This is a genomic window from Variovorax sp. RA8 (assembly GCF_901827175.1).
Lineage (GTDB): Bacteria > Pseudomonadota > Gammaproteobacteria > Burkholderiales > Burkholderiaceae_C > Variovorax.
In genome coordinates this window covers 1,647,255-1,670,506 of the sequence record NZ_LR594662.1, presented here as the reverse complement: position 1 = coordinate 1,670,506, position 23,252 = coordinate 1,647,255, and the positions used below count along the sequence as shown (strand labels likewise).

22 protein-coding genes and 1 pseudogene are annotated in these 23,252 nt (G+C 68.0%); 8 read left to right on the top strand and 15 right to left on the bottom strand.

Translation table 11 applies throughout. From position 1 onward, the window contains the following. Positions 1-2: 2 nt before the first annotated feature. Positions 3-2,789: a preprotein translocase subunit SecA gene (gene secA / locus E5P3_RS07975; protein ID WP_162585483.1), complete on the bottom strand. Its 2,787-nt coding sequence runs from the start codon at positions 2,787-2,789 to the stop codon at positions 3-5. Between the two features lie 176 nt (positions 2,790-2,965). Between secA and E5P3_RS07970 the strand changes: the two genes are divergently transcribed. The 3 genes from E5P3_RS07970 (at position 2,966) to E5P3_RS07960 (ending at position 5,029) form a co-directional block, all read left to right on the top strand. Next, positions 2,966-3,271 carry a DciA family protein gene (locus tag E5P3_RS07970; protein WP_162585482.1) on the top strand — a complete coding sequence of 102 codons (306 nt, stop codon included), beginning with the start codon at positions 2,966-2,968 and terminating at the stop codon, positions 3,269-3,271. A gap of 10 nt (positions 3,272-3,281) precedes the next feature. Then, positions 3,282-4,115, top strand: a complete 834-nt coding sequence (locus E5P3_RS07965; RefSeq protein WP_162585481.1) for an alpha/beta hydrolase — start codon at positions 3,282-3,284, stop codon at positions 4,113-4,115. 74 nt (positions 4,116-4,189) lie between these two features. Further along, on the top strand, positions 4,190-5,029 hold the full coding sequence (locus E5P3_RS07960; protein ID WP_162585480.1) for a hypothetical protein: 840 nt from the start codon (positions 4,190-4,192) through the stop codon (positions 5,027-5,029). On the opposite strand, the gene E5P3_RS07955 is transcribed toward E5P3_RS07960, so the two are convergent. The 13 genes and pseudogenes from E5P3_RS07955 to E5P3_RS07895 all read right to left on the bottom strand — a co-directional run bounded on the left by E5P3_RS07955 (position 4,920) and on the right by E5P3_RS07895 (position 18,138). Further along, a complete protein-coding gene (locus tag E5P3_RS07955; protein ID WP_232073038.1) occupies positions 4,920-5,579 on the bottom strand; it encodes a hypothetical protein in 660 nt (219 codons plus the stop codon). The two genes, E5P3_RS07960 and E5P3_RS07955, sit on opposite strands and share 110 nt — an antisense overlap. A gap of 132 nt (positions 5,580-5,711) precedes the next feature. Beyond that, positions 5,712-6,407 carry a hypothetical protein gene (locus E5P3_RS07950; RefSeq protein WP_162585479.1) on the bottom strand — a complete coding sequence of 232 codons (696 nt, stop codon included), beginning with the start codon at positions 6,405-6,407 and terminating at the stop codon, positions 5,712-5,714. A gap of 45 nt (positions 6,408-6,452) precedes the next feature. Beyond that, on the bottom strand, positions 6,453-7,673 hold the full coding sequence (locus E5P3_RS07945; RefSeq protein WP_162585478.1) for a helix-turn-helix domain-containing protein: 1,221 nt from the start codon (positions 7,671-7,673) through the stop codon (positions 6,453-6,455). Positions 7,674-7,751: 78 nt separating this feature from the next. Beyond that, a pseudogene (locus E5P3_RS07940) lies at positions 7,752-7,874 on the bottom strand (SDR family oxidoreductase); the annotation flags it as partial. Between the two features lie 21 nt (positions 7,875-7,895). Further along, complete coding sequence (locus E5P3_RS07935) at positions 7,896-8,660, bottom strand: ABC transporter permease (protein ID WP_162585477.1); 765 nt, start codon at positions 8,658-8,660, stop codon at positions 7,896-7,898. Further along, on the bottom strand, positions 8,657-9,463 hold the full coding sequence (locus E5P3_RS07930) for an ABC transporter ATP-binding protein (RefSeq protein ID WP_162585476.1): 807 nt from the start codon (positions 9,461-9,463) through the stop codon (positions 8,657-8,659). The genes E5P3_RS07935 and E5P3_RS07930 overlap by 4 nt, the downstream gene beginning before the upstream one ends. Further along, positions 9,460-10,488 carry an ABC transporter substrate-binding protein gene (locus E5P3_RS07925; protein WP_162585475.1) on the bottom strand — a complete coding sequence of 343 codons (1,029 nt, stop codon included), beginning with the start codon at positions 10,486-10,488 and terminating at the stop codon, positions 9,460-9,462. Before E5P3_RS07925 ends, E5P3_RS07930 begins: the two co-directional genes overlap by 4 nt. Before the next feature lie 96 nt (positions 10,489-10,584). Then, on the bottom strand, positions 10,585-11,790 hold the full coding sequence (locus tag E5P3_RS07920; RefSeq protein ID WP_162585474.1) for a xanthine dehydrogenase family Fe-S subunit: 1,206 nt from the start codon (positions 11,788-11,790) through the stop codon (positions 10,585-10,587). Then, the gene (locus E5P3_RS07915) at positions 11,787-12,626 is read right to left on the bottom strand and encodes an FAD binding domain-containing protein (protein WP_162585473.1); all 840 of its coding nucleotides are present in this window, start codon (positions 12,624-12,626) and stop codon (positions 11,787-11,789) included. Before E5P3_RS07915 ends, E5P3_RS07920 begins: the two co-directional genes overlap by 4 nt. A 10-nt stretch (positions 12,627-12,636) precedes the next feature. Further along, positions 12,637-15,018 (bottom strand): xanthine dehydrogenase family protein molybdopterin-binding subunit, encoded by a 2,382-nt coding sequence (locus E5P3_RS07910; protein WP_162585472.1) that lies wholly within the window; start codon positions 15,016-15,018, stop codon positions 12,637-12,639. Between the two features lie 20 nt (positions 15,019-15,038). Continuing rightward, on the bottom strand, positions 15,039-16,493 hold the full coding sequence (locus tag E5P3_RS07905) for a TRAP transporter large permease (protein WP_197894007.1): 1,455 nt from the start codon (positions 16,491-16,493) through the stop codon (positions 15,039-15,041). Continuing rightward, positions 16,493-17,020 (bottom strand): TRAP transporter small permease subunit, encoded by a 528-nt coding sequence (locus E5P3_RS07900; RefSeq protein WP_162585470.1) that lies wholly within the window; start codon positions 17,018-17,020, stop codon positions 16,493-16,495. The genes E5P3_RS07905 and E5P3_RS07900 overlap by 1 nt, the downstream gene beginning before the upstream one ends. Positions 17,021-17,043: 23 nt before the next feature. Continuing rightward, complete coding sequence (locus E5P3_RS07895; protein WP_162585469.1) at positions 17,044-18,138, bottom strand: TRAP transporter substrate-binding protein; 1,095 nt, start codon at positions 18,136-18,138, stop codon at positions 17,044-17,046. A gap of 326 nt (positions 18,139-18,464) precedes the next feature. On the opposite strand from E5P3_RS07895, the gene E5P3_RS07890 reads away from it, so the two are divergent. Genes E5P3_RS07890 through E5P3_RS07875 form a run of 4 tightly spaced genes read left to right on the top strand, consistent with a single transcriptional unit; the run spans position 18,465 to position 21,887 of the window. Next, positions 18,465-18,770 (top strand): non-heme iron oxygenase ferredoxin subunit, encoded by a 306-nt coding sequence (locus tag E5P3_RS07890; RefSeq protein WP_162585468.1) that lies wholly within the window; start codon positions 18,465-18,467, stop codon positions 18,768-18,770. A 10-nt stretch (positions 18,771-18,780) separates the two neighbouring features. Beyond that, positions 18,781-20,058, top strand: coding sequence for an NAD(P)/FAD-dependent oxidoreductase (locus E5P3_RS07885; protein ID WP_162585467.1), 1,278 nt, complete (start codon positions 18,781-18,783; stop codon positions 20,056-20,058). Positions 20,059-20,069: 11 nt separating this feature from the next. Beyond that, positions 20,070-21,359: an aromatic ring-hydroxylating dioxygenase subunit alpha gene (locus E5P3_RS07880; protein ID WP_162585466.1), complete on the top strand. Its 1,290-nt coding sequence runs from the start codon at positions 20,070-20,072 to the stop codon at positions 21,357-21,359. Positions 21,360-21,362: 3 nt separating this feature from the next. Beyond that, positions 21,363-21,887, top strand: coding sequence for an aromatic-ring-hydroxylating dioxygenase subunit beta (locus E5P3_RS07875; protein WP_162585465.1), 525 nt, complete (start codon positions 21,363-21,365; stop codon positions 21,885-21,887). Between the two features lie 14 nt (positions 21,888-21,901). Here E5P3_RS07875 and E5P3_RS07870 read toward each other — a convergent pair whose 3' ends face one another. Continuing rightward, the gene (locus E5P3_RS07870) at positions 21,902-22,381 is read right to left on the bottom strand and encodes a MarR family winged helix-turn-helix transcriptional regulator (RefSeq protein WP_162585464.1); all 480 of its coding nucleotides are present in this window, start codon (positions 22,379-22,381) and stop codon (positions 21,902-21,904) included. 96 nt (positions 22,382-22,477) lie between these two features. Here E5P3_RS07870 and E5P3_RS07865 point away from each other — a divergent pair, with 96 nt between their 5' ends. Continuing rightward, positions 22,478-23,218, top strand: coding sequence for a pirin family protein (locus E5P3_RS07865; protein WP_162585463.1), 741 nt, complete (start codon positions 22,478-22,480; stop codon positions 23,216-23,218). The last annotated feature ends 34 nt before the right edge of the window (positions 23,219-23,252 follow it).

Here is a 23,252-nt window from a genome sequence, read left to right as displayed (position 1 = left end):
GCTCAGCTGAGCTTGCCGTGGCAGTGCTTGAATTTCTTGCCGCTTCCGCAGGGGCAGGGATCGTTGCGGCCCACGCGCGCGAAGGCAGCGGCACCCGCCGGCAGGCCGCCGGTGGCCATTGCCGCCAGGCGGCGCTGGCTTTCCTCGTCGACGCGGATCTCCACCTCGCCGGTCTCGGTCGGCGCGCTGTAGGTGATGTTGGCCAGGTTCTCACCGCGGCTTTCCATGGCCTCGGCGGCCTGCTCCAGCTGCTCGGTGGACTGGACGCGAACCGTCATCAGCTGGCGCGTGACTTCGTTCTTGACGGAATCGAGCAGCTGGCCGAAGAGTTCGAAGGCCTCGCGCTTGTATTCCTGCTTGGGCTGCTTCTGCGCATAGCCGCGCAGGTGGATGCCCTGGCGCAAGTAGTCCAGCGAGGCCAGGTGCTCGCGCCAGTGGGTATCGATGCTCTGCAGCAGCACCATCCGCTCGAACTGCGTGAAGTTCTCCTGGCCGATCAGGGCCACCTTGGCGTTGAAGGCCTCGTTGGCCGCGGCGATCACCCTCTCGACGATGTCGTCGTCGCTCATGGCGGTGGCGGCTTCCACTTCCTTCTGCAGCGGGATGTCGATGCTCCACTCGCTCGCGAGCGTCTTCTCGAGGCCAGCCAGGTCCCACTGCTCCTCGACCGATTCGGCCGGCACGTACTGGCGGACCAGGTCGGTGAAGCAGCCCTCGCGCAGGGCCTCGATCTGGGCCGTGAGGTCGCCGGCATCGAGGATGTCGTTGCGCTGCTGGTAGATCACCTTGCGCTGGTCGTTCGAGACGTCGTCGTACTCCAGCAGCTGCTTGCGGATGTCGAAGTTGCGCGCCTCGACCTTGCGCTGCGCGCTCTCGATGCTGCGGGTGACGATGCCGGCCTCGATCGCCTCGCCGTCCGGCATCTTGAGGCGGTCCATGATGGCCTTGACGCGGTCGCCCGCGAAGATGCGCATCAGCGGGTCGTCCAGGCTCAGGTAGAAGCGCGAGGAGCCGGGGTCGCCCTGGCGGCCCGAGCGGCCGCGCAGCTGGTTGTCGATGCGCCGCGATTCGTGGCGCTCGGTGGCGATGATGCGCAGGCCGCCGACCGATTTGATGAACTCGTGGTCCTTCTCCCAATCGGCGCGCAGGCGCGCGATCTCGGACGCCTTGGTGGCAGGGTCCATCACCTCGTCGATCTCGACCGCCTCGATCGCCTTCTCGACGTTGCCGCCGAGCACGATGTCGGTGCCGCGGCCGGCCATGTTGGTCGCGATGGTGATCATCTTGGTCCGGCCCGCCTGGGCCACGATCTCGGCCTCGCGCGCATGCTGCTTGGCATTGAGGACCTGGTGCGGCAGGTCGGCCTGGGTGAGCAGCTCGTCGATGATCTCGGAGTTCTCGATGGACGAGGTGCCCACCAGCACCGGCTGGCCACGCTCGTAGCACTCGCGGATGTCCTGGATGGCCGCCTCGTATTTCTCGCGCGTGGTCTTGTAGACGCGGTCGAGCTGGTCCTCGCGCCTGCTCGGGCGGTTGGGCGGGATGATCATGGTTTCCAGGCCGTAGATCTCCTGGAATTCGTAGGCCTCGGTGTCGGCCGTGCCGGTCATGCCCGCCAGCTTGGCGTAGAGGCGGAAGTAGTTCTGGAAGGTGATCGAGGCGAGGGTCTGGTTCTCGGCCTGGATCTCCACGCCTTCCTTGGCTTCCACGGCCTGGTGCAGGCCGTCGCTCCAGCGGCGCCCGGTCATCAGGCGGCCGGTGAACTCGTCGACGATCACCACCTCGCCCTGCTGCACCACGTAGTGCTGGTCGCGGTGGTAGAGATGCCGCGCACGCAGCGCCGCATTGAGGTGATGCATCAGCGTGATGTTGGCCGGATCGTAGAGCGAGGCGCCCTCGGGCAGCAGCTTGAACTCGGAAAGGACACGCTCGGCCTTCTCGTGGCCATCCTCGGTCAGGAACACCTGGTGCGTCTTTTCGTCGACCGTGAAGTCGCCCGGCTTGGTCACGCCTTCGCCGGTGCGCGGATCGGCCTCGCCTTCCTGGCGGGTGAGCAGCGGCACGACCTTGTTGATCGCCAGATAGAGCTCGGTGTGGTCCTCGGCCTGGCCGCTGATGATCAGCGGGGTGCGCGCCTCGTCGATCAGGATCGAGTCCACCTCGTCGACGATGGCGTAGTTCAGCCCGCGCTGCACCCGGTCCTGCGTCTCGTAGACCATGTTGTCGCGCAGGTAGTCGAAGCCGTACTCGTTGTTGGTGCCGTAGGTGATGTCGCTGCCGTAGGCCTGCTGCTTCTCCTCGCGCGGCATCTGCGGCAGGTTGATGCCGACCGTGAGCCCGAGGAAGTTGTAGAGGCGGCCCATCCAGCGGGCGTCCCGGTTGGCGAGGTAGTCGTTCACCGTCACCACGTGCACACCCTTGCCGGTCAGCGCATTGAGATACACCGGCAGCGTGGCGGTGAGGGTCTTGCCTTCGCCGGTGCGCATCTCGGCGATCTTGCCGAAATGCAGCGCCATGCCGCCCAGCAGCTGCACGTCGAAGTGGCGCATCTTCATCACGCGCTTGGAGCCTTCGCGCACGACGGCGAAGGCTTCGGGCAGCAGATCGTCAAGGGTCTCGCCCCGTCCCAGCCGGTCCTTGAACTCCTGGGTCTTCGCACGCAATGCGTCATCGCTGAGCTTCTCGAAGCCCGGCTCGAGCGCATTGATGCGATCGACCGTCTTGCGGTACTGCTTGAGGAGCCGGTCGTTGCGACTGCCGAAGATCTGGGTCAGGAAATTGGTTGCCATGCGAGCGGGTCGACAGCGACCCCATGGCATGCGGGTCCGCGACCGAAATTCCTAAGAAAGTGAAAGCAGGTGGGCGCGCCTGGCGCAAAATCAACACGCCAAATGGGACGGCCCCCGCCGGCACGAGTGCCGGCAAACCGGGCATTTTAGCCGCGTTGCCATTTCAGCACCTTGTCATGAACCGTCGTCTCCACCCCCTCACCTTGCAGCAAGCCGCCGAGGATTCGCCCACGCTGGCCAGCCTGATGGCGCGCGCGCGCGACGCCTCCGAACGGCTCCAGGCCATTCAGGAGCTGATCCCGCCCGAGATGCGCTCCGCAGTCCAGGCCGGACCGGTGGAAGGCAACACCTGGTGCCTGCTGGTGCGAGGCAGTGCCGCGGCGGCCAAGCTGCGGCAGCTGGTGCCTGCGCTCCAGGCGCGGTTGAAATCAAGGGGCTGGGCCGACGTCACCCTGCGGCTGAAGGTCCATACCCGCCACTGAGAAGCAAACCTTGTCATCCAGAGCCTTTCGCATAGCACTCTCGGCTTCGGCCGCCGCCATCGGCAGCATCGCGGCCTACTGGGCCCTCCTGGCGGCGCGCCAAGGGCATATCCTGTTCAACGCCCGCAAGCACCCCGTCGTCCACCTGTCCGACGACTTTTCCACCTATTCGCACACCGTGCCGGGCGGGATGGTGCGCGGCTACGTCTACCACCCCCATGGCGAGGAAGCGCTGCAGGACCTGTTCATCTACTTCGCGGGTCGCGGCGAGGATGTCCGCGCCACGGCGCAGGCGCTGCACTGGCTTCCGGACGGCTTCGGATTCGCGGCGATCAACTATCGCGGGGTGGCCGACTCCGAGGGGCACCCCTCCGAGCTGGCCTCCGTGCAGGACGCGAGCCAGTTTGCCAATCACTTGCGACGGGCCCTCCCGCACGCGCGCCTGCACGTCGTCGGTCGAAGCCTGGGAACGGGGGTGGCCATTCAGCTGGTGGCGCGGCAGGAATTCTCGAGCCTGCAGCTGGTCACGCCCTACGACTCGATGCTCGAGGTGGCGAAGAAGCGCTTCCCGCTCGTTCCGCTTTCGCTGTTGCTGCGGCACCAGTTCAATTCCCTGACGCACTGCAAGGAAGTCGCCGCGAAAACCCAGGTCCTCCTGGCCGAGCGGGACGACGTGGTGCTGCCGGAGCGCTCGCAGAAGCTCATCGCGGCCTGGCCGACGCCCGTCAGCGTGCAGACGATCACCGGCTCCGACCACCACAACATCATGGGCCTCGAAGCGACCTGGCTCCATCTCGTCGACTTCGCGCTGACGGCCATCCTCCCGGAGCCGAAGGCGGCATGAGACGCCGGGCCGCTCCCAAGTCGAATTGCACCGCAGCCGAAGGTCTCCAATGAGCGCGGCCCGGGAGTTTCACCATGGTTTTGCCATCCCTCTGCCCTCGCGAATGCGCACTGCTGGTCTTCTTCGCCTCGCTGTGGGTGACCGCCTTCGCCGGACCCGCCCTGCCATCCCCTGAACTGGGAAGCGCGCCCTTTGCCGACCGCCGTGCCTGGCACGGACTGCCGAACGCGATGGATGTGCTGAGCAGCCTGCCCTTCGCGGCGATCGGCATCTGGGGCCTGCTGCGGCTGCTCCGGCCGGACCGGGCACGGGAAGCCGCTCAGGACGCCGTGTCGCCGCCATCGGCGTCGAAACAGCCTGGCAACGCACTCGACTGCGCCCGGATGTTCTTCGTGGGACTGATCCTCACCGCCGCGGGGTCGGCCTTCTATCACCTCCACCCCGACAGCCTGAGGCTGGCCGCGGATCGTGCCGGCATGGCCGTCGCGTTCGCCGGCATCGTGGGCGTTGCGGTCTGCGACCGCGTGAGCGCGCGCGCCGGCTCGCCGGCGGCCTGGCTCACGCTGGCCGGCGGGTTGCTGGCGGTGGCCGTCTTTCACAAGACCGGCAATGTGCTGCCGTGGGCGCTGGTCCAGTTCGGCGGCATGGCGGTGCTCCTGACGCTGGCCCTCGCCAAACCGATGGGCAGCGGTATCGGGTTCAAGCCAGGCTGGGTGATCTTTCTCTACGGCCTTGCCAAGTTGTTCGAGCTGTCGGACCATGCAATCTTCGAGGCGACGCACGAACTGGTATCGGGTCACACCCTCAAGCATCTGGCTGCGGCGCTCGCGGCCCTTCCCGTGTTGCATGCAGTTCGGGCGATGGGAAGGCAGACCCTGCGGCAGGATTCGAATCGATCCGGCATGACGGCCTGAGGAGCCAGCGGGCGCCGGCGTCGAAGCCGCGGCAGATTCCGGTGGCGACCAAGCCGGTGACGGCGAGCATGGCCGCAGTGTGGAGGCCGACGGCGGCGAGCGCCAGCATCAACGAGTCCGATGTGCTGATCTCCCGGGCCGGCGCGCCTGCGAAACAAAGCGGGACCAGCGCGGGCACCAGCATCAATCCGGCGCCGTGCGCTGTGGACATCATGAAGGACCAGAGGGCCAGCCCGGCATGTCCCGCCGGCGCACGCGCCCTCTGCGGCGTGCGGCCCCACAGGTGAAGCCCCGCGGCGACGACCAGCAGGCCGCCCGCCACGGCTTGCAGCAGCACGCGGTCCATCGACAGGCCGAGCGCCACCGCGGCCGCCACAAGCGCGACCGAGGCGGCATGCCCGATCGCGATCGGCACCAGCGCCCGCAGCGCCTGCGCCCGATCACGCGAGCGCACGCCCCAGGCAGCAGCCCACATCCAGCCGGTGGCGGGATTCAGCCCATGAAGCGCGCCAAGCCCTGCGATTGCCAGCCAGGGCCAAAGGCTTGCCATGACGTCTGCTCCAGCGGGGCCGCACGGCCTTGAGTCAGGCGTGCCGCATGAATGGGCCGCAGGCTTGGCGGGCGGTTCCGGTTGGCAGCGATCGTGGTGTCACACCCGCTCCATCTTCGAGGACGGCCGCATTCACGATCTGCCCCTGTCGCGGTTCGATACGCCTGCGGGCCTCCGCACGGCGCGCACCTTTCCGCTCCCTCCGCCGCCGGCGTAGAAGAGACCGCCCCCGTCAGACTCGAGCCCGCTGACGCCGGTGCCGCGCGGCATTTCAAGTCGTTCGAGCACGTCGCCGCTTTGCGCGTCGATCCGCCGGATGTCGCTGTCGTCGCCTTCCCAGGTCCCATGCCACAGCTCCCCATCGACCCAGGTCACGCCGGTGACGAAGCGGTTGGACTCGATGGTGCGAATTACCGCGCCTGACGCGGGATCGACCTGGTGGATCTTGCGATCACGGTACTGCCCCACCCACAGGCTGCCCTCGGCCCAGGTGAGCCCCGAGTCGCTCCCATTGCCCGGCGCAGGGATCGATGCCACCACGTCGCCGGTCGCCGGATCGATCTTGTCGATGCGCGATTCGGCAATCTGATAGAGGTGCTTGCCGTCGAAGGCAGTGCCTGCGTCGCCGACGCAGGCCAGGGTGCGCGTGAGCTCGCCGCTTCCGGGGTCGAACGCGACCAGCCCGGCGCTGGTGGCGGCCCAGACGCGCTGGCCATCGTGAGTCACGCCGTGCACGCTGCTGGCGCCGGCGAAGGGGCCGTACTCGCGCACGATCTCGGCCGCCTGGACCGTGGTCTGGGTTCTGTTCTTGCTGGTCTTGCTGGTCACCGGTTGCTCCTTGTGATGCGCCAGGACTGGCGCCCGGAGACAACTCTAGTCAAGCGCGAGCGCGGCGGGGAGTAACAAGATCGTCGTGAATCCCGCCAGGGGAGGCGACAGCCAGCGCTGCGCTCGGGCCCGCCCGATCGAACGCACACGTCGCTGCGCCTCGAGCTCGACGAGCGCGCGTTGAACGGTGCGCTGGCTGGCCCCCAAGGCCAACGCCAGGGCCGAAGTCGACCAGGCCGCGCCATCGGAAAGCAGCGCCACCAGCGAAGCCTGCTCGCCGTCGATGGGCGGCGCCAGTACGACGACAGCGCGCTCATCGCGTGGCTTCAGGACGAAGCCCCGCGCGGTGGCGTCGATGCGGGCCAACGCCTTGACGAGCGCACGCAGACGGCCGATCTCGACCCGCAGACGCGCTCGATGCGTTTCGTCGGGGTCGCGGATGCGGAATGCGCACGCGATCAAGGCTTCCCGATCGACATCGCCTGGCCATGCCTCGGCGAGCGCGCGCGCCAATGCGAAAAGCACCGGCCGCCGCGCCAGCGGCCGCCACGCGGCCTCGATGCCCAAGCCGCGCCGGCAGGCGTCGAGGACCAGCGCGCCGGAGTTCAGGAGTGCAGCAACTTCATCGAGGCGCAGCGGCTGGACACCCCCGGCGCAGAGGCGCCGGGCGGCCGGACGATCCAGCAGTGCGCGCGTCTCCTCCACCTCGGCCAGGAGCGCCGGCACGCGGGCGCGATGGGCGGCCTCGCGCGCACGGGCGAGCGCCGCACGGGCCGCATCGGTGCGCAGCGAGCGCAGTGCCAGCTCGGCCGCGGTCAACTCGGCCACCGCCTCCAGTGACGGCGGTTGCCCACGCGCATCGAGCCATGCCAGCGCGACCGCGGCCTCTTCGAGCCGGCCGAGCAACAGCAACCGGCGCGCCGCGATCAGCCGCGCCTGCAGAGCATTGGCATGATCGCCGCACGCCTCCAGCGTGGCCGATGCCGCCGCCAGCGATCGCGACGACCCGCCGAGGTCGCGCATGGCGAGCGCCACCTCGGCCTCGGCAACGATGCAGCGCGCGCGCGCAAGCTCCTCATGGCTGCCGAAGCCGCGCGCGGCGCTGCGCAGGAGTTCGCGGGCGCGCACGTGCTCCCCGAGCTGAGCCATGGCAATGCCCCGCAAAGCCAGCGCCGGCGGGTCGTCGCGCAGGGCGACGCGCTTGAGGGCGCCAAGCGCGTCGCCGGCGGCGAGAGTGCGTGCAGCGGCGGCAATCAATGAATCCATGACGACAGGCTATCGCACTGCCTCGACAAGGTGAGGCTGCACGGCACCGCGCCCATCGAGCAGCCCGTTGCCGCTGCCCTACAGCGCCCGGACGAGCCCGCCGTCCACCCGAACGTTCTGCCCCGTGATGTACCCGGCACCGTCCGACAGCAGGAAGGCGACCGTTCTGGCGATTTCACGGGTCTTGCCGAAGCGACCCGCCTTGGAAAAAGATCGAGGCCCTCAGCCGGGGCGCCGCCACGGGGTCGCCCGTCGCTCGGTCCACGCCAGCGCGCCGTAGAGCAGGATGCCCAGCAGCGCGAGCATGAACACTGCCGCGAAGACCCGCGTGGTGTCGAAGGTGCCCTGCGCGCTCAGGATGACGTAGCCCAACCCTCGCTGCGAAGCCACGAACTCTCCGACGATGGCGCCAACCAGCGCGAGCGAGATCGCGACCTTCATGCCCGTCAGGATCGAGGGCAGCGCACAGGGCAGCCGCACCTTGAGGAAGAAGTCGAGCGTCGAGCCCTTCAACACGCGGCCAAGGTCGAGCACGTCCTGAGGCACCGAGCGCAATCCGTGCACCGCATCGACGATGACGGCGAACACGGCGATGAGGAATGCGATCGCGATCTTCGGCTCCGAGCCGGTGCCGAGCCAGATGACGAAGAGCGGCGCCACCGCGACCTTGGGCACGCTGTTCAAGGCCACGATCAGCGGATAGATCGAATGCTCGAACCAGCGCGAGCCGACCAGCATCATCGCCAACGCCACCCCGACCAGCACCGACAGCGCGAAGCCGCCGAGCGTGGTCAGGAGCGTGTACGCGGTGTGATCGAGATACCAGCTCCATTCGCTCGCCAGTTCGATGAGCACCGCGCTTGGCGGCGGCAAGGTGATCGGGCGCACATGCAGCAGCCGCACCAGCGCTTCCCACGCGAGCAGGAAGACCAGCATCGTCACCGCGCCGACCAGCCACTGGCGGCCTTTCGCCATCCAGGTATTCATGCCTCCACCTCTTCCTTGACCGCGCCGGGCTCTTCGTTGATGAGTCCCATCTCGTGGAACAGGTCGCGAATGCGGCCCGTGCAGGCGCCGAACTGCGCGGTCTCGCGCACCGCGAGCCGACGCGGCCGCGGCAGGTCGACCTCGATGACGTCGGCGATGCGCCCCGGCCGCGGCGAGAACACGATGACTCGATCGGCCAGGAACACCGCCTCGGCGATGCCATGGGTGACGAACATCACCGTGTTGCGCGTTTCCAGCCAGATGCGCTGCAGCTCGACGTTCATCTGGTCGCGCGTGAGCGCATCGAGCGCGCCGAAGGGCTCGTCCATCAGCAGCAGGCTGGGCTGGTCGATGAGCGCGCGGCAGATGGCAGCGCGCTGCCGCATGCCGCCGGAGAGCTCGCGCGGATAGCGGTCGCCGAACTCGGAAAGGCCGGTCAGCTTGAGCAGCTGCGCCATCGACGCGCGATAGGCATCGGTCGGCTTTCCGGCGAACTCGATCGGCAGCAGGATGTTGCGTTCGATGGTGCGCCATTCGAGCAGCGCATCGCGCTGGAACACCATGCCGACGTGGTCGGGCGGCCCCGCGACGGGCCGGTCGTCGACCCGCAGCTCGCCGCCGCTGATGGCTTCCAGGCCGGCCACGCACCGCAGGAAGGTGCTCTTGCCGCAGCCGCTCGGGCCCAGGATGCTGACGAACTCGCCGGGCCGCACGTCGAGCGAGATGCCGTCGAGCGCGGTGAGCGCGCGCGCGCCTTCGTAGACCTTGCGCACGCCGGCTGCATGGATCGTGGCGGCGCTCATTTGGGTGCCGCAGCGGAGAGCGTGACGGGCCGGACCAAACCGGGGACGAAGAAGTCGTTGCCGTCCTTGATCGACTTGAGGAGGCCGGCGTCGCCGAGCGTCTTCACGGCGACGCCCCAGTCGGCCGCCACCGGCGCGCCGAGCGGCTGGCCGGCGGGCGCCGGCAGCTGGAAGAAGCCGCGCAGTGCATCGATCTGTCCGCGCAGCACCTTCCTGTCGAGCTTGGCCTGCGGGCGCTGCGCGACGATGGCGTCGACCGCCTCGTCCTCGTGGCCGCTGTAGACGTACTGCCAGGCGGCGGCGGTGACGCTGGCGAACTTCGCGATCGCCTCGCGCTTCGATGCGATCTTGGCTTCGGAGGTGAACAGGCCGAAGCTGGGCATGTTCAGGTTGTAGTCGGCAAAGCGGATCGCTTCGGACGGGCGGGTCTGGGACACCACCGGCAGGAAGAAGGGGATGGTGGAGAACGCGGCATCGGCGCGCCCGGCCGCGTAGGTGGCAGCCTTGCCGGCGGCGTCGACATTGATCAGCTCGACGTCGCTCTTCTTCAGCCCGCCGGCAGCCAGGAAGGCGTCGATGAACGGCGCCTCGAGCGAGCCCGCGGTGTAGGCTACCTTCTTCCCCTTCAGGTCCTTCGGCCCCTTGATGTCCGCGCCCTGCGGCACCAGCAGGCCGACGTCGCTCAGCCGCGCGAACACCGCCACGCCCTTCACCGGCAGGCCCTTGTCGCGCGCGATCATCATCGAGGCCAGGGCCGCATGGCCGATGTCGAACTGGTCGCCGGCGCCGACGATCTGCACCGTCGTCACCGAGCCGTTGCCGTCTTCCAGCTGGACGTCGAGCCCGGAGGCGGCGAACCAGCCCTTCTGCTGCGCGAGATGCATCGCCGCGTGCACGCCCCAGGGCGTCCAGTCGAGGCGGACCTTCAGTTTCTCCGCCCCCTGTGCGGCGACGCTCGCCGCCAGGCCCAGGCCGATGCAGCCGGCAAGCAGCCGGCCCAGAATTCTCGGAATCGATGCGTTCATGACAGTGGATCTCCAGAAACGATTGGCAAAACGACGCCCGCGGCACGCGCCGAAGCGCGCGTCGAGGTGGATGAGGGAGTGGTGACGGCCTCTTCGTCAGTCGCCGGCGCCGAACATGCGCCGGATGCGCGACCACAAGACGCTCCAGCCGAGGCTGAAGGCGTTGAGCCGTGCCGGCGGCAGCGGCGCGTCGGGCGAGCGCGCGGGGTCCATGCGCAGCGCCACGTTCTTGCCGAACTCCTGGATCAGGCGTCCGACGAAATCCTTGACCAGGCCCGAGCGCGAGAACTGCGCGAGCGGGCCCTGCAAGGAGTACAGCAGGTCGACGTCGACGCGCGTCGACGTCGACGACACCTCGGCGAGCTTGTAAGCCACGTCACCGGTGGCGCGCGACTGGCTCAGCGTGTCCTGCCCGGCGCCCTTGAGCACCGCCGAGCGGGAAGCGTCGTCGCGCTCGAGCCGCGCCGCGCCGTTGAAGCTGGCGGACATGGGCCCGAATTTGATCGCGACGCGGCCCTTCACCCGGTCGCCGACGTGCTCGGTCAGCTCGGCGCCCGGCAGGCACGAGGCGACGGCGGGCAGGTCGGCCATGAAGCGCCAGACTTCGGCGGGCGCGAACGGAACGTTGAAATGTCCCTGGATCCGGGTTCCGCTGGAGGAGGCCGGGCCCCTCTGCTCGGCCGCCTCGTCCCGGCGCTCGACAGGCGCCGCCTCGTTGCCGGTGTCGACGGCTTCGAAGGTCGCGAACGGTGCGGGCGACGCGCGCGCTGCGGCAACGCCGCCCTCGACACGCAATGCACCACGCAGCGCCGCGATGTCCGCGTGTGCGTCGGTGCTGCATTGCGCCAGCACGTCGCGAACCGCGGCGACGATGCCCATGTAGCCGGTGCAGCGGCAGAGATTGCCCGAGAGCTCGAGGCGGATCTTCGCCTCGTCGGCCTCGGGAAAGCGCAGCACGATGTCGCGCGCCGTGGCCAGCATGCCCGGGGTGCAGAAGCCGCACTGCAATGCATGGTGGCGCGAGAAGGCGGGACGCAGCAGCGCCATCACCGGGTCGGCGTCGTAGCCCTCGACCGTGGTCACCCTTCGGCCCTCGCACGCGGCCGCGAAGGCGATGCACGAGCGCACCGGCCGATCGTCGACCAGCACCGTGCAGGCGCCGCAGACGCCATGTTCGCAGCCCAGGTGGGTGCCCGTCAGCCGCCCCTCTTCCCGAACGAAGTCGCCCAGGTGCATGCGCGCAGGAACCTCGCGCTGGACCTTGCGGCCGTTGAGTTCGATGGCGATGGCGATGGAGGTCATTGCACGGATTCCAATGTCAAAACCTGGGCCAGGCAGCGCTCGACGGCCACGGCCAGCAACTTGCGATCGACGGCGTCCTTGGACGCCGCGGCAACCGCAACGGCCGCCGCGATGGCGTCGCGAGACGGCACGGCGCCGCTGCGCGCGACCTGGGCCGCCAGCGCAGGCAGCGCCTGGGGCGCGCCGTCGAGCGCGCCGAGCACGACGCGGGCCAGCTTGCGCGCCGGATCGAACACCGCGGCGCAACTGGCCTCGGCGAACTCCCCGGTCTTGCGGCAGAACTTGAAGTAGCCCCAGCGAGCGGCGGGACCGAGTTGCGGCACCCGCAGCGCAACGAGCAATTCGCCTTCGCCCAGCACGGTGGTGTAGGCACCCTGCATGAATCCGTCCATCGGCACGCGGCGCGTGCCCGCCTGCGACGCGACCTCGACCTCTGCGCCGAGCGCCGACGCGGCGAGCACCCAGTCGGCCGCCGGGTCCGCATGCGCGAGGCTGCCGCCGACGGTGCCGCGGTTGCGGACCGCCCGATACGCGATGCCGCCCGCGACCGATTGCAGCAGGCCGCCGCGCAGCAGCGCATGCGCGCCGTCCTCGATTTCGGCATGGGTGACGGCCGCGCCGATGCGGATCGCATCGCCATCCTGCGCGACCCCCCGGAGTTCCTCCAGGGCAGAGACGTCGATCACCTGCTTCGGGCGCGTGAGCCGCAGGTTCAGCATCGGGCCGAGCGACTGGCCGCCGCCCATCACCTTCGCGCTGCCGCCGGCGTCGCTCAGAAGGCGCAGTGCCGCCTGCAGCGTGGGCGGTCGTTGGTAGTCGAAGCTTGCGGCTTTCATCGTTCGGTCCTCACGCGGCCTTCCTGTGCCTGCCGGCGATCTGGGCGGCGGCGATGGCTTCGAGCAGGCGGCGCGGCGTGAGCGGCGTGTGCGCCACCTCGGCGCCGAGCGGGCGCAGGGCATCGTTGACGGCATTGAAGATGGCAGCCGGCGGTGCGATCGCGCCGCCCTCCCCCATGCCCTTGGCGCCGAACTCCGTGTGCGGAGATGGCGTCTCGAAATGATGGATGCGCAGGTTCGGCACCTCGGTCGCGCCCGGCAGCATGTAGTCAGCCAGGGTCGAAGCCAGCGGCTGGCCGTTGCGGTCGTACGGCGTCTCCTCGTACAGCGCGGTGCCGATGCCTTGCGCAACGCCGCCGTAGGTCTGCCCCTCGACCACCATCGGATTGATCATGGTGCCGCAGTCCTCGACGACGACGTAGTCGAGGATCTCGACGTGGCCGATGTCCGGGTCGACCGCGACCGTGACCGCGTGGCTCGCGTAGGTGAAGGCGCCGGTATCGACCTTCGGCTTGAAACCGGTCGTGACCTCGAGGCCCTGCGCGTCCACGTCGGCCGGCAGCCGGTCGGGGCGCAGGTACCAGGCCTGCGCCACTTCGCTGATCGGCACGCTGCCCGCGGGGCCGACGACGCGGCCCGCTTCGATCGACACCTCTTGCGGCGTGGCGCCGAGCAGGTGCGCTCCGATGTGCAGGATGCGCGGTGCCAGCGCCTTGCAGGCCTTCGATACCGCACCTCCCGACATCACCAGCGAGCGGGAGGCATAGGTCCCGGTGGAGAAAGGCGTGAGGCCGGTGTCGCCGTGCACGAGCTTGATGCTTGCGATGTCGATGCCGAGGACCTCGTGCGCGATCTGCGCGAAGGTGGTCTCCATGCCCTGGCCGTGCGAATGGACGCCGACGCGCATTTCGAGGCCGCCGTCGGGCGTGACGCGGACCGTGGCCGAGTCGAAGCCCGGGATTACGGGCGTGCCCCAGGTCGCGAACACCGAGGTGCCGTGCGCCGACTGCTCCGTGTAGGTGGCGAAGCCCACGCCGATGAGCCGGCCGTCGGCCTCGTCCGTGCGCTGGCGCTCGCGCACGGCATCGAGCCCGATCATCTCGCACGCCTTGCGCAGGCTGGCCGGATAGTCGCCGCTGTCGAAATGCTTGTTGGCGACATTGACATGCGGCATGGCCGACGCGGGCACCAGGTTCTCGAGGCGCACCTCCCAGGGCTCGCGCCCGACAGCGCGGGCGATGGCATCCATCGTGAGCTCCATCGCGAAGCAGACGCCCGTGCGCGCCACGCCGCGATAGGGCACGAAGCCGGGCTTGTTGGTCGCGACCGCCTCGGTGACGCAGCGGTAGCCGCCGAACGCGTACGGACCGGGCAGGTTTCCGACCGCCTGCCCGGGCTCGAGGCCGATCGTGAAGGGCCACACCGAGTAGGCGCCGCCGTCGATGGTGATGCGGGCGTCCAGCGCCAGCAGGCGGCCGCGCGCGTCGGCATACGCCGTCATCTCGTAGTGGTGCTCGCGCGTGTTGGCGCCGGCGATGAGGTGCTCGCGGCGGTCCTCGATGTAGCGAAAGGGCTTGCGATGCGTCTTGGCCAGCCAGGCGACGCACAGCTCTTCCTGCTGGAGCACGCACTTGTAGCCGAAGGCGCCTCCGACGTCCGGCGAGATCACGCGCACGCGCCCCTGCTCCAGCCCCAGGCACTGCGCGATGACGGTGCGGATCATGTGCGGCACCTGCGTGGCGCTCACCACCACGAGTTGGTCGGCCTGGTGGTCCCAGTAGGCCAGCACCGCCTTGCCCTCCATCGGCACCATGCACTGGCGCGCGAGGTCGATCGAGCGCTTGACGACCAGCGAGGCCTGCTTCGCGTGCAGCTCGAAGTCCTTGTCGGCCTTCAGCGTGACGAAGGTGTTGTCGCGCCAGCCCGGGTGCATCAGCTCGCCCGTCGCGGCACGCGACGACGCCGCATCGGCATAGACCGGCAGGTCCTCGAACTCGACCTCGACCTGCTCGGCCAGGTCCTCGGCCTCGGCCCGCGTCGGCGCGAACACCATGGCGACCGGCTCCCCGACGAAGCGGACCTTGCCGCAGGCGAGCGGCGGCTGGGCCGAGGACTGGTAGGTTGGAAGCGTGGAATCGGCCACGATGTCGAGCGCATCCGCCATCGACTCGCGCAGCACGACGCGCTCGGCGCCTTCCTGCGGCAGCCGTGCCGAGACGATGCGCGCATGGGCGAGCGGGCTGCGCAGAAAGGCGACCTCGCTGAGCTCCGGCATGTCCATGTCGGCAACGAAGCGGCCGCGGCCGTGCAGGTGGCGCGCATCTTCCTTGCGTTCGACGCGGGCGCCGACGCCCTGGCCTTGTGTTCTGGGGTCGTGGCTGGCTGGATCCAACGGGGTCTCCTTGGGGGTGGTCACGGGTTGGCGGGGCCGGGCAGCGCCGGGCTGGCCGCGCCTGCGGCTCCGGGGTAGGCCGACGACGCATCGTCCGCCTGTTGCGGCACCTCGATCCGGATCTTGCTCAGGTCGACCGCCTTCGCCTGGTGGACGTTGCCGGTCACGAGCCGGGGGAAGGCGATCACCAGCGCGACCATCACGAGCTGCAGCAGCACGAAGGGTATCGCGCCGCGATAGATGTCACCGGTCCTCACGTCCTTGCTCGCGACCGAGCGCAGGTAGAACAGCGCAAAGCCGAAGGGAGGATGCATGAACGAAGTCTGCATGTTGACGGCCAGCAGCACGCCGAACCAGATGAGGTCGATCCCGAGCTTGTCCGCGACGGGCGCGAGGAGCGGCACGATGATGAAGGCAAGCTCGAAGAAGTCGAGGAAGAAGGCCAGCACGAACACCATCAGGTTGACGACGATCAGGAAGCCGAGCTGTCCACCGGGCAGGTCGAGCAGCAGGTGCTCGACCCAGACGTCGCCGTTCACGGCGCGAAAGACCAGCCCGAACACCGTCGCACCGACCAGGATGAAGATCGCGAAACACGTGAGTTTGGCGGTCTTGTCCATCGCCTGCTTCAGTAGCGGCAGCGACAGGCGGCGCCGACCCAGTGCGAGCAGCAGCGCGCCGACGGCCCCCATCGCGCCGCCTTCGGTCGGGGTCGCAAGCCCGATGAAGATGGTGCCGAGGACGAGGAAGATGAGCACGAGCGGCGGCACCAGCGAGGTCATGACCTTCAGCAGCAGCGCGCCGCCGCGCAGGGTACGGGCCTCGGGCGGCAACGGCGGCGCCGCCGCCGGCTTCCAAAGCGAATGGAAGAAGACATAGGCCATGTACAGGACCACCAGCAGCAGCCCGGGCACCAGGGCGCCGGCGTACATGTCTCCGACCGAGCGGCCCATCTGGTCGGCCAGCACGATCAGCACCAGCGACGGCGGAATGATCTGCGCCAGCGTGCCCGACGCCGCGATCACACCGGTGGCCAGGCGCTTGTCGTAGCCGTAGCGCAGCATGATCGGCAGCGAAATCAGGCCCATCGAGATGACCGAGGCAGCCACCACGCCGGTGGTCGCAGCCAGCAGGCCGCCTACCAGGATCACCGCATACGCCAGGCCGCCGCGAACCGGGCCGAAGAGCTGCCCGATGGTGTCCAGGAGCTCCTCGGCCATGCCGCTGCGCTCGAGGATGAGACCCATGAAGGTGAAGAACGGAATCGCCAGAAGCGTCTCGTTGAACATGATGCCGAACACCCGTTCCGGCAAGGCCTGGAACAGGGACGGCTCGATCAGTCCGAGCCAGATGCCCACTGCACCGAACAGCAGCCCGTTGGCGCCGACGGCGAACGCCACCGGGTAGCCGACCAGCAGCAGCAGCACGAGACAGGCGAACATGACCGGCGCGAGGTACGCCGTCAGGAGCTCGATCATGGAACGGTCCCCTGCTCGCCGCGCAAGGCGCGCAGTTCGGCCACGTCCTTGATGATCTCGGACAGCCCCTGCAGCAGCAGCAGGCCGAAGCCGAGCGGGATCAGCAGCTTCACCGGCCAGCGGATCAGCCCGCCTGCATTGGCGGAGACTTCGCCGCTCGCCCAGGCGTCGACGAAGGGGGCCCAGGAGAGCACGAGGATCAGCACCGTCATCGGCGCGAGGAACAGCAGCGTGCCGCCGATCTCGACCCACAGCTGCTTGCGCCGCGACAGCTGCGAAAAGATCAGGTCGACCCGGACGTGCTCCTTGCTGAGCAGCGTGTAGCCGGCGCACAGCAGGAAGACCGCCGCAAACAGGTACCACTGGATCTCCAGCATCGCGTTCGAGCTCATGTTCAGCGTCTTGCGGGCGACCGCATTGCCGCTGCTGATCAGAACGGCCAGCAGGATCAGCCAGCAGGCCAGCCGGCCGACGCATCGGTTCAATGCGTCGATCAGGCCCGACGCGCGCAGCAGGAGGTTCATGGCGGCTTCCGGCGTGAGGGGACTCAGGTCTTGTTCTTGGTGACTGCAGCGAAGGTGAAGTTGTCGAGCGCGCTCTCGGCGACCCGGAACCAGCTCGCCTCGCTCTGGCGGAATTCGTTCCACTTGGGATAGATGGCCTTGAAGTCCGCGTTCCTGGCCGAAAGCTCCTCGTACACCTCGTTGGAGGCGTTGTAGGCCGCGGTCATGAGATCCCGGGGGAAGTACGCGAGCTTCGCGCCCTGCCCGATCAACCTCTTCAGCGCATCCGGATTGCGCGCGTCGTACTCGGCCAGCATCCGCATCGTCTGCTCCGAGGCCGCGCAGTCGAAGGCCGCCTTGTAGGTCGGCGGCAATGCTGCCCACGCCTTCTCGTTGACCATGGCCGTGATCGATGCGCTGCCTTCCCACCAGCCTGGCGTGTAGTAGTGCTGCGCCACGCGATGAAGGCCCAGCTTCTCGTCGTCGTAGGGGCCGATCCATTCGGCCGCGTCGATGGTGCCCTTCTCGAGCGCGGAGTAGATGTCCGATGCGGGAATCTGCTGCGGCACTGCGCCCATCTTCGCCAGCACCATGCCGCCGATGCCGCCGATGCGCATCTTCAAGCCCTGCAGGTCGGCCACCGACTTGATCTCCTTGCGAAAGAAGCCGCCCATCTGGACACCGACGTTGCCGCAGACGAAATTGACGATGCCGTGCTTCTTGTAGAGCGCGCGCAGCAGGGGCATGCCGCCGCCGGCGTGTACCCAGGCGTTGTGCTGGCGTGCATTGAGACCGAATGCGAGTCCGGCATCGAAGGCGAGCGCGGGGTCCTTGCCGATGAAGGCCGAGGCCAGCACATGGCTGCATTCGATGGTGCCGTTGCTGACCGCGTCCATGTTCTGCGCCGGCGGAACGATCTCGCCGCCGGCAAAGGGCCGGATCTCGAACTTTCCGTCGGTCAGCTCGGCGACGCGCTTGCACAGGTGGTCGGCCGAGCCGTACATGGTGTCGAGGCTCTTCGGCCAGCTCGTCGACATGCGCCACTTCACGCTGGGCGCCGTCTGCGCCAGCGCGGGTGCGGCAAGGGTTGCCAGGCCCGCCAGGGTCCCGGTCTTCTCTAGAAAGCGGCGTCGCTGCATGGAGTCACTCCAGTTGGTGATGAACAAGTCGGAGCCGGAGCGAACTTCAGTTCGTGGACGGCAGGATTATTGTCAGTATGCTGACCAGATTAAGCAGTGTCAACGCTCTTTCACTAGGACTATCCCGGATGGTGCAGAAAGCATGGACACGCCCGATGCAAGGGCATGAATACTGCAGTTTTGCCAACGATCGGCACTAGGTTGGTGCCTCGGCCAGGCGTGCACCGCCACAGCGGGAATCGTGCCAGGGTAAGCCCGTAGACAAAGGCGATATATGTTCAGTACACTGACGACAACATCTCAGTGTACGTTTCAAAGGACGCCTCATGGCCTGGATCCGGATTGCCGCTGCGACTCAGTTGCAGGACGACGAAGTCATGCCGATCGCACTCGGCGACGCACAGCTCGCGCTCTATCGCAGCGCCGGCGAGTTCCACGTCACCGACAACGTCTGTACTCACCAGTACGCCCTGCTCTCCGACGGCTACGTCGAAGACGGCTGCATCGAATGCCCGCTGCACCAGGCGCGCTTCGACCTGCGCACGGGCGCTGCCCTGTGCGCGCCGGCGACGCAGCCGATCCGGGTTTATCCGGTGCGCGTCGAGGGCACCGATGTGCTGGTCGATGCCTGAGGAGCGGTCGATGTCGCACGAGGACCCCATCCTCATCGTCGGCGCCGGACAGGCAGGCGCCACCGCAGCGGCGGCGCTGCGCGCCTTCGGCCACGCGGGCCGCATCGTGATGGTTGGCAGCGAGCAGCCGCTGCCCTACGAACGGCCGCCGCTGTCCAAGGCTGTGCTGTGCGACGCCGCGATGGACGAACGCATCGGCATCCACCCGGCGGGCTTCCATGCGGACCACTCGATCGAGCTGCGGCTCGGCACCGTGGTCGCCTCGATCGATGCCGCGCGGTCGGTGGCGCATTGCAGCGACGGCGAGGCGCTGTCCTTCAGCCGCTGCCTGCTCGCAACGGGCGGGCGGGCACGCGGACTTCCCGATCTGCCCGAAGGGACCCCGGGCGTCCACACCATCCGCACGCTTGCCGACGCGCAGGCGCTGCGCGGGGCGATGCGGCAGGGCAAGTCGCTGGTGGTGCTCGGCGCAGGGTTTCTGGGACTGGAGATCGCCTCCACCGCGCGCGCCATGGGGCTCGAAGTCGCTGTGCTCGAGAGCGCGCCACACGTGCTGGCGCGCGCAGTGCCGGTGGCGTTCTCGCAGTGGCTGGAACAGCGTGTGCGTCGCACCGGAATCGACCTGCGGCTGGCTTGCCGCTGCACGTCGATCAGACCGTGTCCCGACGGCGTCGAGATCGCCCTGGACGACGGCAGCGCGCTGCACGCTGCTCTGCTCGTGGTCGCCATCGGCCTCGTGCCCGAGGTGGAACTGGCGCGTGCAAGCGGGCTCGAGCTGAATCCGGTCAATGGTGGCATCCGGATCGATGCGCAATGCCGCACGAGCGCTGCGCACATCTTCGCCGCAGGCGACTGCACGAGTCAGTTCCAGCCCCTCCTGGGCGAAGAGATCCGGCTCGAGTCCTGGCAAAGCGCGAACGAGCAGGCGCGCATCGCGGCCGGCGGGATGCTGGGCGTGGCGACCGAGCCCGCCGCCACGCCGTGGTTCTGGACCGACCAGTTCGGCTGCAACGTGCAGATGCTCGGAATGCCGGTGCCGGGCCTGACCTACCAGCTGCGCGGCTCGCAGGCACCCGATGACGCGACGCCGAAATTTCTCCTGCTCGGCTTCGACAGCGAGGCCCGTCTGTGCCATGCCATCGCAGTCAATGCCGGCGGCGACCTGCGCCAGCTGCGCGCGCTCGTCGAACGGCGTACGCCCTGCCGCGCCGCAGCGCTCTGCGATGCATCGATTCCCATGCGGCAGGCGGTGCGCGACACCGTTGCCGCCACCTATTCACTTCCCTGACGGAGATTTCCATGTACAGCACCCACGCGGTCATCAACTGGACGCCGAGCACCAAGGACGCCGCACTGTCCGATTGCAAATGGCCCGAAGACGCGCTGCACTTCATTCCCGACTGGGTCTACACCAGCCAGGCGGTCTACGACCAGGAGATGGCAAAGATCTTCCGCGGCCGCTCGTGGAACTTCGTCGCGCTCGAAGCAGAGATCCCGAACACCGGCGACTTCAAGCGCTCCTACGTGGGCGCGACGCCGGTGGTCGTGGCGCGTGCCGCCGACGGCTCGGTCAACGTGTTCGAGAACCGCTGCGCGCACCGCGGCGCAGAGTTCTGCCGCCACGGCCAGGGCAACACGACCGAGTTCGTCTGCCCGTACCACCAGTGGTCCTACGACCTCAAGGGCAACCTGCAGGGCGTGCCCTTCAAGCGCGGCGTCAACCGGGAGGGCGGCATGCCCAAGGAGTTCCGCAACGAGGACCACGGCCTCCTCAAGCTGCACGTAGCCACGCGCAACGGCGTGATCTTCGCCTCCTATGCGAGTGACATGGAGCCGCTGGAGGAATACCTCACGCCGGAGATCCTGAAGGACTTCGACGTCGTCTTCAACGGCAAGCGGCTGAAGGTGCACGGCTACTACAGGAACGAGCTGCCCTGCAACTGGAAGATGTACCACGAGAACCTGAAGGACCCATACCACGCGACGCTGCTGCATTCCTTCCTCGTGGTGTTCGGTCTCCTGGTCGCAGGCAACGAGGCAGCGATGATCGCGGACCCGGTCCATGGCCGCCACGGCACCATGGCGTCGGCCAAGAAGGAGGACAAGTACGCGGCGGTCAGCGACGAGAACAAGAAGGAGATGCGCTCATTCCACGAGGGCATGCGCCTGCGCGACGACCGCTTCCTCGACTACGTGAAGGAGTTCGACTCGCCCTGGTCGGTCACCATGCAGACCATCTGGCCGAACCTGGTGGTGCAGCGCGAGATGAACACGCTGGGCGTACGCCAGATCGTGCCGAACGGCCCCAACAGCATGATCATGCAGTGGACCATGTTCGGCTACGAGGACGACACCGAGGAGATGGAACAGCATCGCCTGCGCCAGGGCAACCTGATGGGGCCGGCCGGCTTTCTCGGCCTGGAGGACAACGAGGCGATGAAGTTCGTGCAGGAGGGCGTGCGCCGCTCCAGCACCGACCGCAATGTGCTGAAGCTCGACTCGAACCACGTGGGCACGACCAAGTCGTTGATCTCGGAAGCGGCGATCCGCGCGATGTACGGCTACTACCGCGAAGTGATGGGGTTCTGAGCCATGAAGACCCCGACCCATTCCCTCTACCGCCAGCGCGGCATCGATCCTGTCCGTGCGCTCGCGCTGCGCCATGAGATCGAAGACTTCAACGCCGAGTATTGCGCCGTGCTCGATGCCGGCCACGTGGAAGCATGGCCCGACTTCTTCGCCGAGGACGCCACCTACCGAGTGACCGCGCGAGAGAACGCCGAGCTCGGCCTGCCGGTGGGCCTCGTGTACGCGCAGGGCCGGGGCATGATGCATGACCGCGCCGTCGCGATCGCGCGCACGCAGATGTTCGCGCCGCGCTACAACCTGCACCTGGTGACCAACACGCGTGTCACTTCGGAATCGACATCGGGCGAGATCGCTGCGCAGGCCAATTTCCTGCTGCTGCAGACGCTGGTCGAGGGTCCAAGCACGATTCACATGGCCGGCACGTACTACGACCGCTTCGTGCGCGTGGACGGCGGCTTGCTGCTGAAGGAACGGCAGGCGATCTACGACACGACGATCATCGCCAACGACCTGGTGTATCCGTTGTGATCGTCAGCAAGGACTCAGATCGTGCGCAGCACGGTGCGGCTGTACTGGTTGTTGGCCTCGACCAGGATGCGCATCAAGTCCATGAGCATGGTGCGCTCCGCCGGGCGCAGCGGCTCGAGCAGGCGCTCCTGCGCGCGCGCCATGCCGCCGCGCAGCGACTCGACCACCTTGCGGCCTTCCTCCGTCAGTCGCACGTGACGCATGCGCTTGTCTGCAGGGTTCGCCCGGCGCTCGACCAGGCCGCGGTCCTCGAGGCGCTTGACCACGTCGGCAGTGGTCGTGCGGTCGAGCCCGACTTCCTGGCCGAGGGATGTCTGGTCCAGATCGGGCAAGACGGAGACAGCCGTCAGGATGCCGTACTGCACCGGCGTAACGTTCTGGGACTTGCACTCTTCAAAGAACAGCGCGTAGTGGATCTGGTGCAGGCGCCGAACCAGAAAGCCGGGGCGTGCAAAAAGCAGTTCCTTCGCCGGATCGACGGTGGTCATCTCCATTCCGGGCTCCTGAATCGCGGTTTCTCGCGCTGATCGACGCTGCCTGGATGCCACCTGAACCCCTTTTGTTAGCACACTGATCATTGTAGCGACGCGATGTCCACACAGGCCCTTTCTCCCCCGAGCGCCATCCCCGAAAGCCGCATCCGGCGCGCCCATCAGCGCGGCACGCAGGAGACCGACTGGCTGCAGGCGCGCTTCAGCTTTTCCTTCGGCGACTACCGCGATCCCAACCACACGCACTGGGGTTCGCTGCGCGCGCTGAACGACGACTGGGTCGCGCCGGGGCGCGGCTTCGCGTGGCACGGCCATCGCGACATCGAGAGCCTCACCTACCCGATCCACGGGCGCATCCATCACACCGACAGCCTCGGCAACGACTACGTGTTCGGTGCTGGCGAACTGCATCGCATGAGCGCCGGCACCGGCGTCGCGCACGCGGAGATGAATGCATCCGACTCCGAGCCCGAGCGGCACCTGCAGATCTGGCTCTATCCGCGCGAGCGCGGCGCGAGTCCGGGCTGCGAGCTTGTGCGCATCGACGAGAGCAGCAAGCGCGACCGCTGGTGCCTGATCGCTTCGCCCGACGGACGCGAGGGCTCGGCCACCGTCGGCCAGGATGCGCGGCTCTTCGTGAGCCGCCTGACGCGGGGCATGTCGCTGGGCTACAGCCTCGAGAAGCACCGGCTCGGCTACCTGCACGTGGTGGCGGGCGAGCTGCGGGTCGATCCGGGCGTGCTGCTGCACGCGGGCGACGCACTGCGCTTCACGCACCACGACGCGCTCGCCGTCGCGGCGGAGGCACCCGACACCGAAGTGATGCTCTTCGATCTGTAGATCGCACAGCAGACACCTCTTAGTTTTCACCCTG

What these genes read in the sequence shown, in the direction of transcription:
- secA (WP_162585483.1), bottom strand. Translation starts at nt 2,789, where the DNA reads ATGGCAACCAATTTCCTGACCCAGATCTTCGGCAGTCGCAACGACCGG.
- E5P3_RS07970 (WP_162585482.1), top strand. Translation starts at nt 2,966, where the DNA reads ATGAACCGTCGTCTCCACCCCCTCACCTTGCAGCAAGCCGCCGAGGAT.
- E5P3_RS07960 (WP_162585480.1), top strand. Translation starts at nt 4,190, where the DNA reads ATGGTTTTGCCATCCCTCTGCCCTCGCGAATGCGCACTGCTGGTCTTC.
- E5P3_RS07955 (WP_232073038.1), bottom strand. Translation starts at nt 5,579, where the DNA reads ATGGCAAGCCTTTGGCCCTGGCTGGCAATCGCAGGGCTTGGCGCGCTT.
- E5P3_RS07945 (WP_162585478.1), bottom strand. Translation starts at nt 7,673, where the DNA reads ATGGATTCATTGATTGCCGCCGCTGCACGCACTCTCGCCGCCGGCGAC.
- E5P3_RS07935 (WP_162585477.1), bottom strand. Translation starts at nt 8,660, where the DNA reads ATGAATACCTGGATGGCGAAAGGCCGCCAGTGGCTGGTCGGCGCGGTG.
- E5P3_RS07930 (WP_162585476.1), bottom strand. Translation starts at nt 9,463, where the DNA reads ATGAGCGCCGCCACGATCCATGCAGCCGGCGTGCGCAAGGTCTACGAA.
- E5P3_RS07925 (WP_162585475.1), bottom strand. Translation starts at nt 10,488, where the DNA reads ATGAACGCATCGATTCCGAGAATTCTGGGCCGGCTGCTTGCCGGCTGC.
- E5P3_RS07920 (WP_162585474.1), bottom strand. Translation starts at nt 11,790, where the DNA reads ATGACCTCCATCGCCATCGCCATCGAACTCAACGGCCGCAAGGTCCAG.
- E5P3_RS07915 (WP_162585473.1), bottom strand. Translation starts at nt 12,626, where the DNA reads ATGAAAGCCGCAAGCTTCGACTACCAACGACCGCCCACGCTGCAGGCG.
- E5P3_RS07900 (WP_162585470.1), bottom strand. Translation starts at nt 17,020, where the DNA reads ATGAACCTCCTGCTGCGCGCGTCGGGCCTGATCGACGCATTGAACCGA.
- E5P3_RS07895 (WP_162585469.1), bottom strand. Translation starts at nt 18,138, where the DNA reads ATGCAGCGACGCCGCTTTCTAGAGAAGACCGGGACCCTGGCGGGCCTG.
- E5P3_RS07890 (WP_162585468.1), top strand. Translation starts at nt 18,465, where the DNA reads ATGGCCTGGATCCGGATTGCCGCTGCGACTCAGTTGCAGGACGACGAA.
- E5P3_RS07885 (WP_162585467.1), top strand. Translation starts at nt 18,781, where the DNA reads ATGTCGCACGAGGACCCCATCCTCATCGTCGGCGCCGGACAGGCAGGC.
- E5P3_RS07880 (WP_162585466.1), top strand. Translation starts at nt 20,070, where the DNA reads ATGTACAGCACCCACGCGGTCATCAACTGGACGCCGAGCACCAAGGAC.
- E5P3_RS07875 (WP_162585465.1), top strand. Translation starts at nt 21,363, where the DNA reads ATGAAGACCCCGACCCATTCCCTCTACCGCCAGCGCGGCATCGATCCT.
- E5P3_RS07870 (WP_162585464.1), bottom strand. Translation starts at nt 22,381, where the DNA reads ATGGAGATGACCACCGTCGATCCGGCGAAGGAACTGCTTTTTGCACGC.
- E5P3_RS07865 (WP_162585463.1), top strand. Translation starts at nt 22,478, where the DNA reads ATGTCCACACAGGCCCTTTCTCCCCCGAGCGCCATCCCCGAAAGCCGC.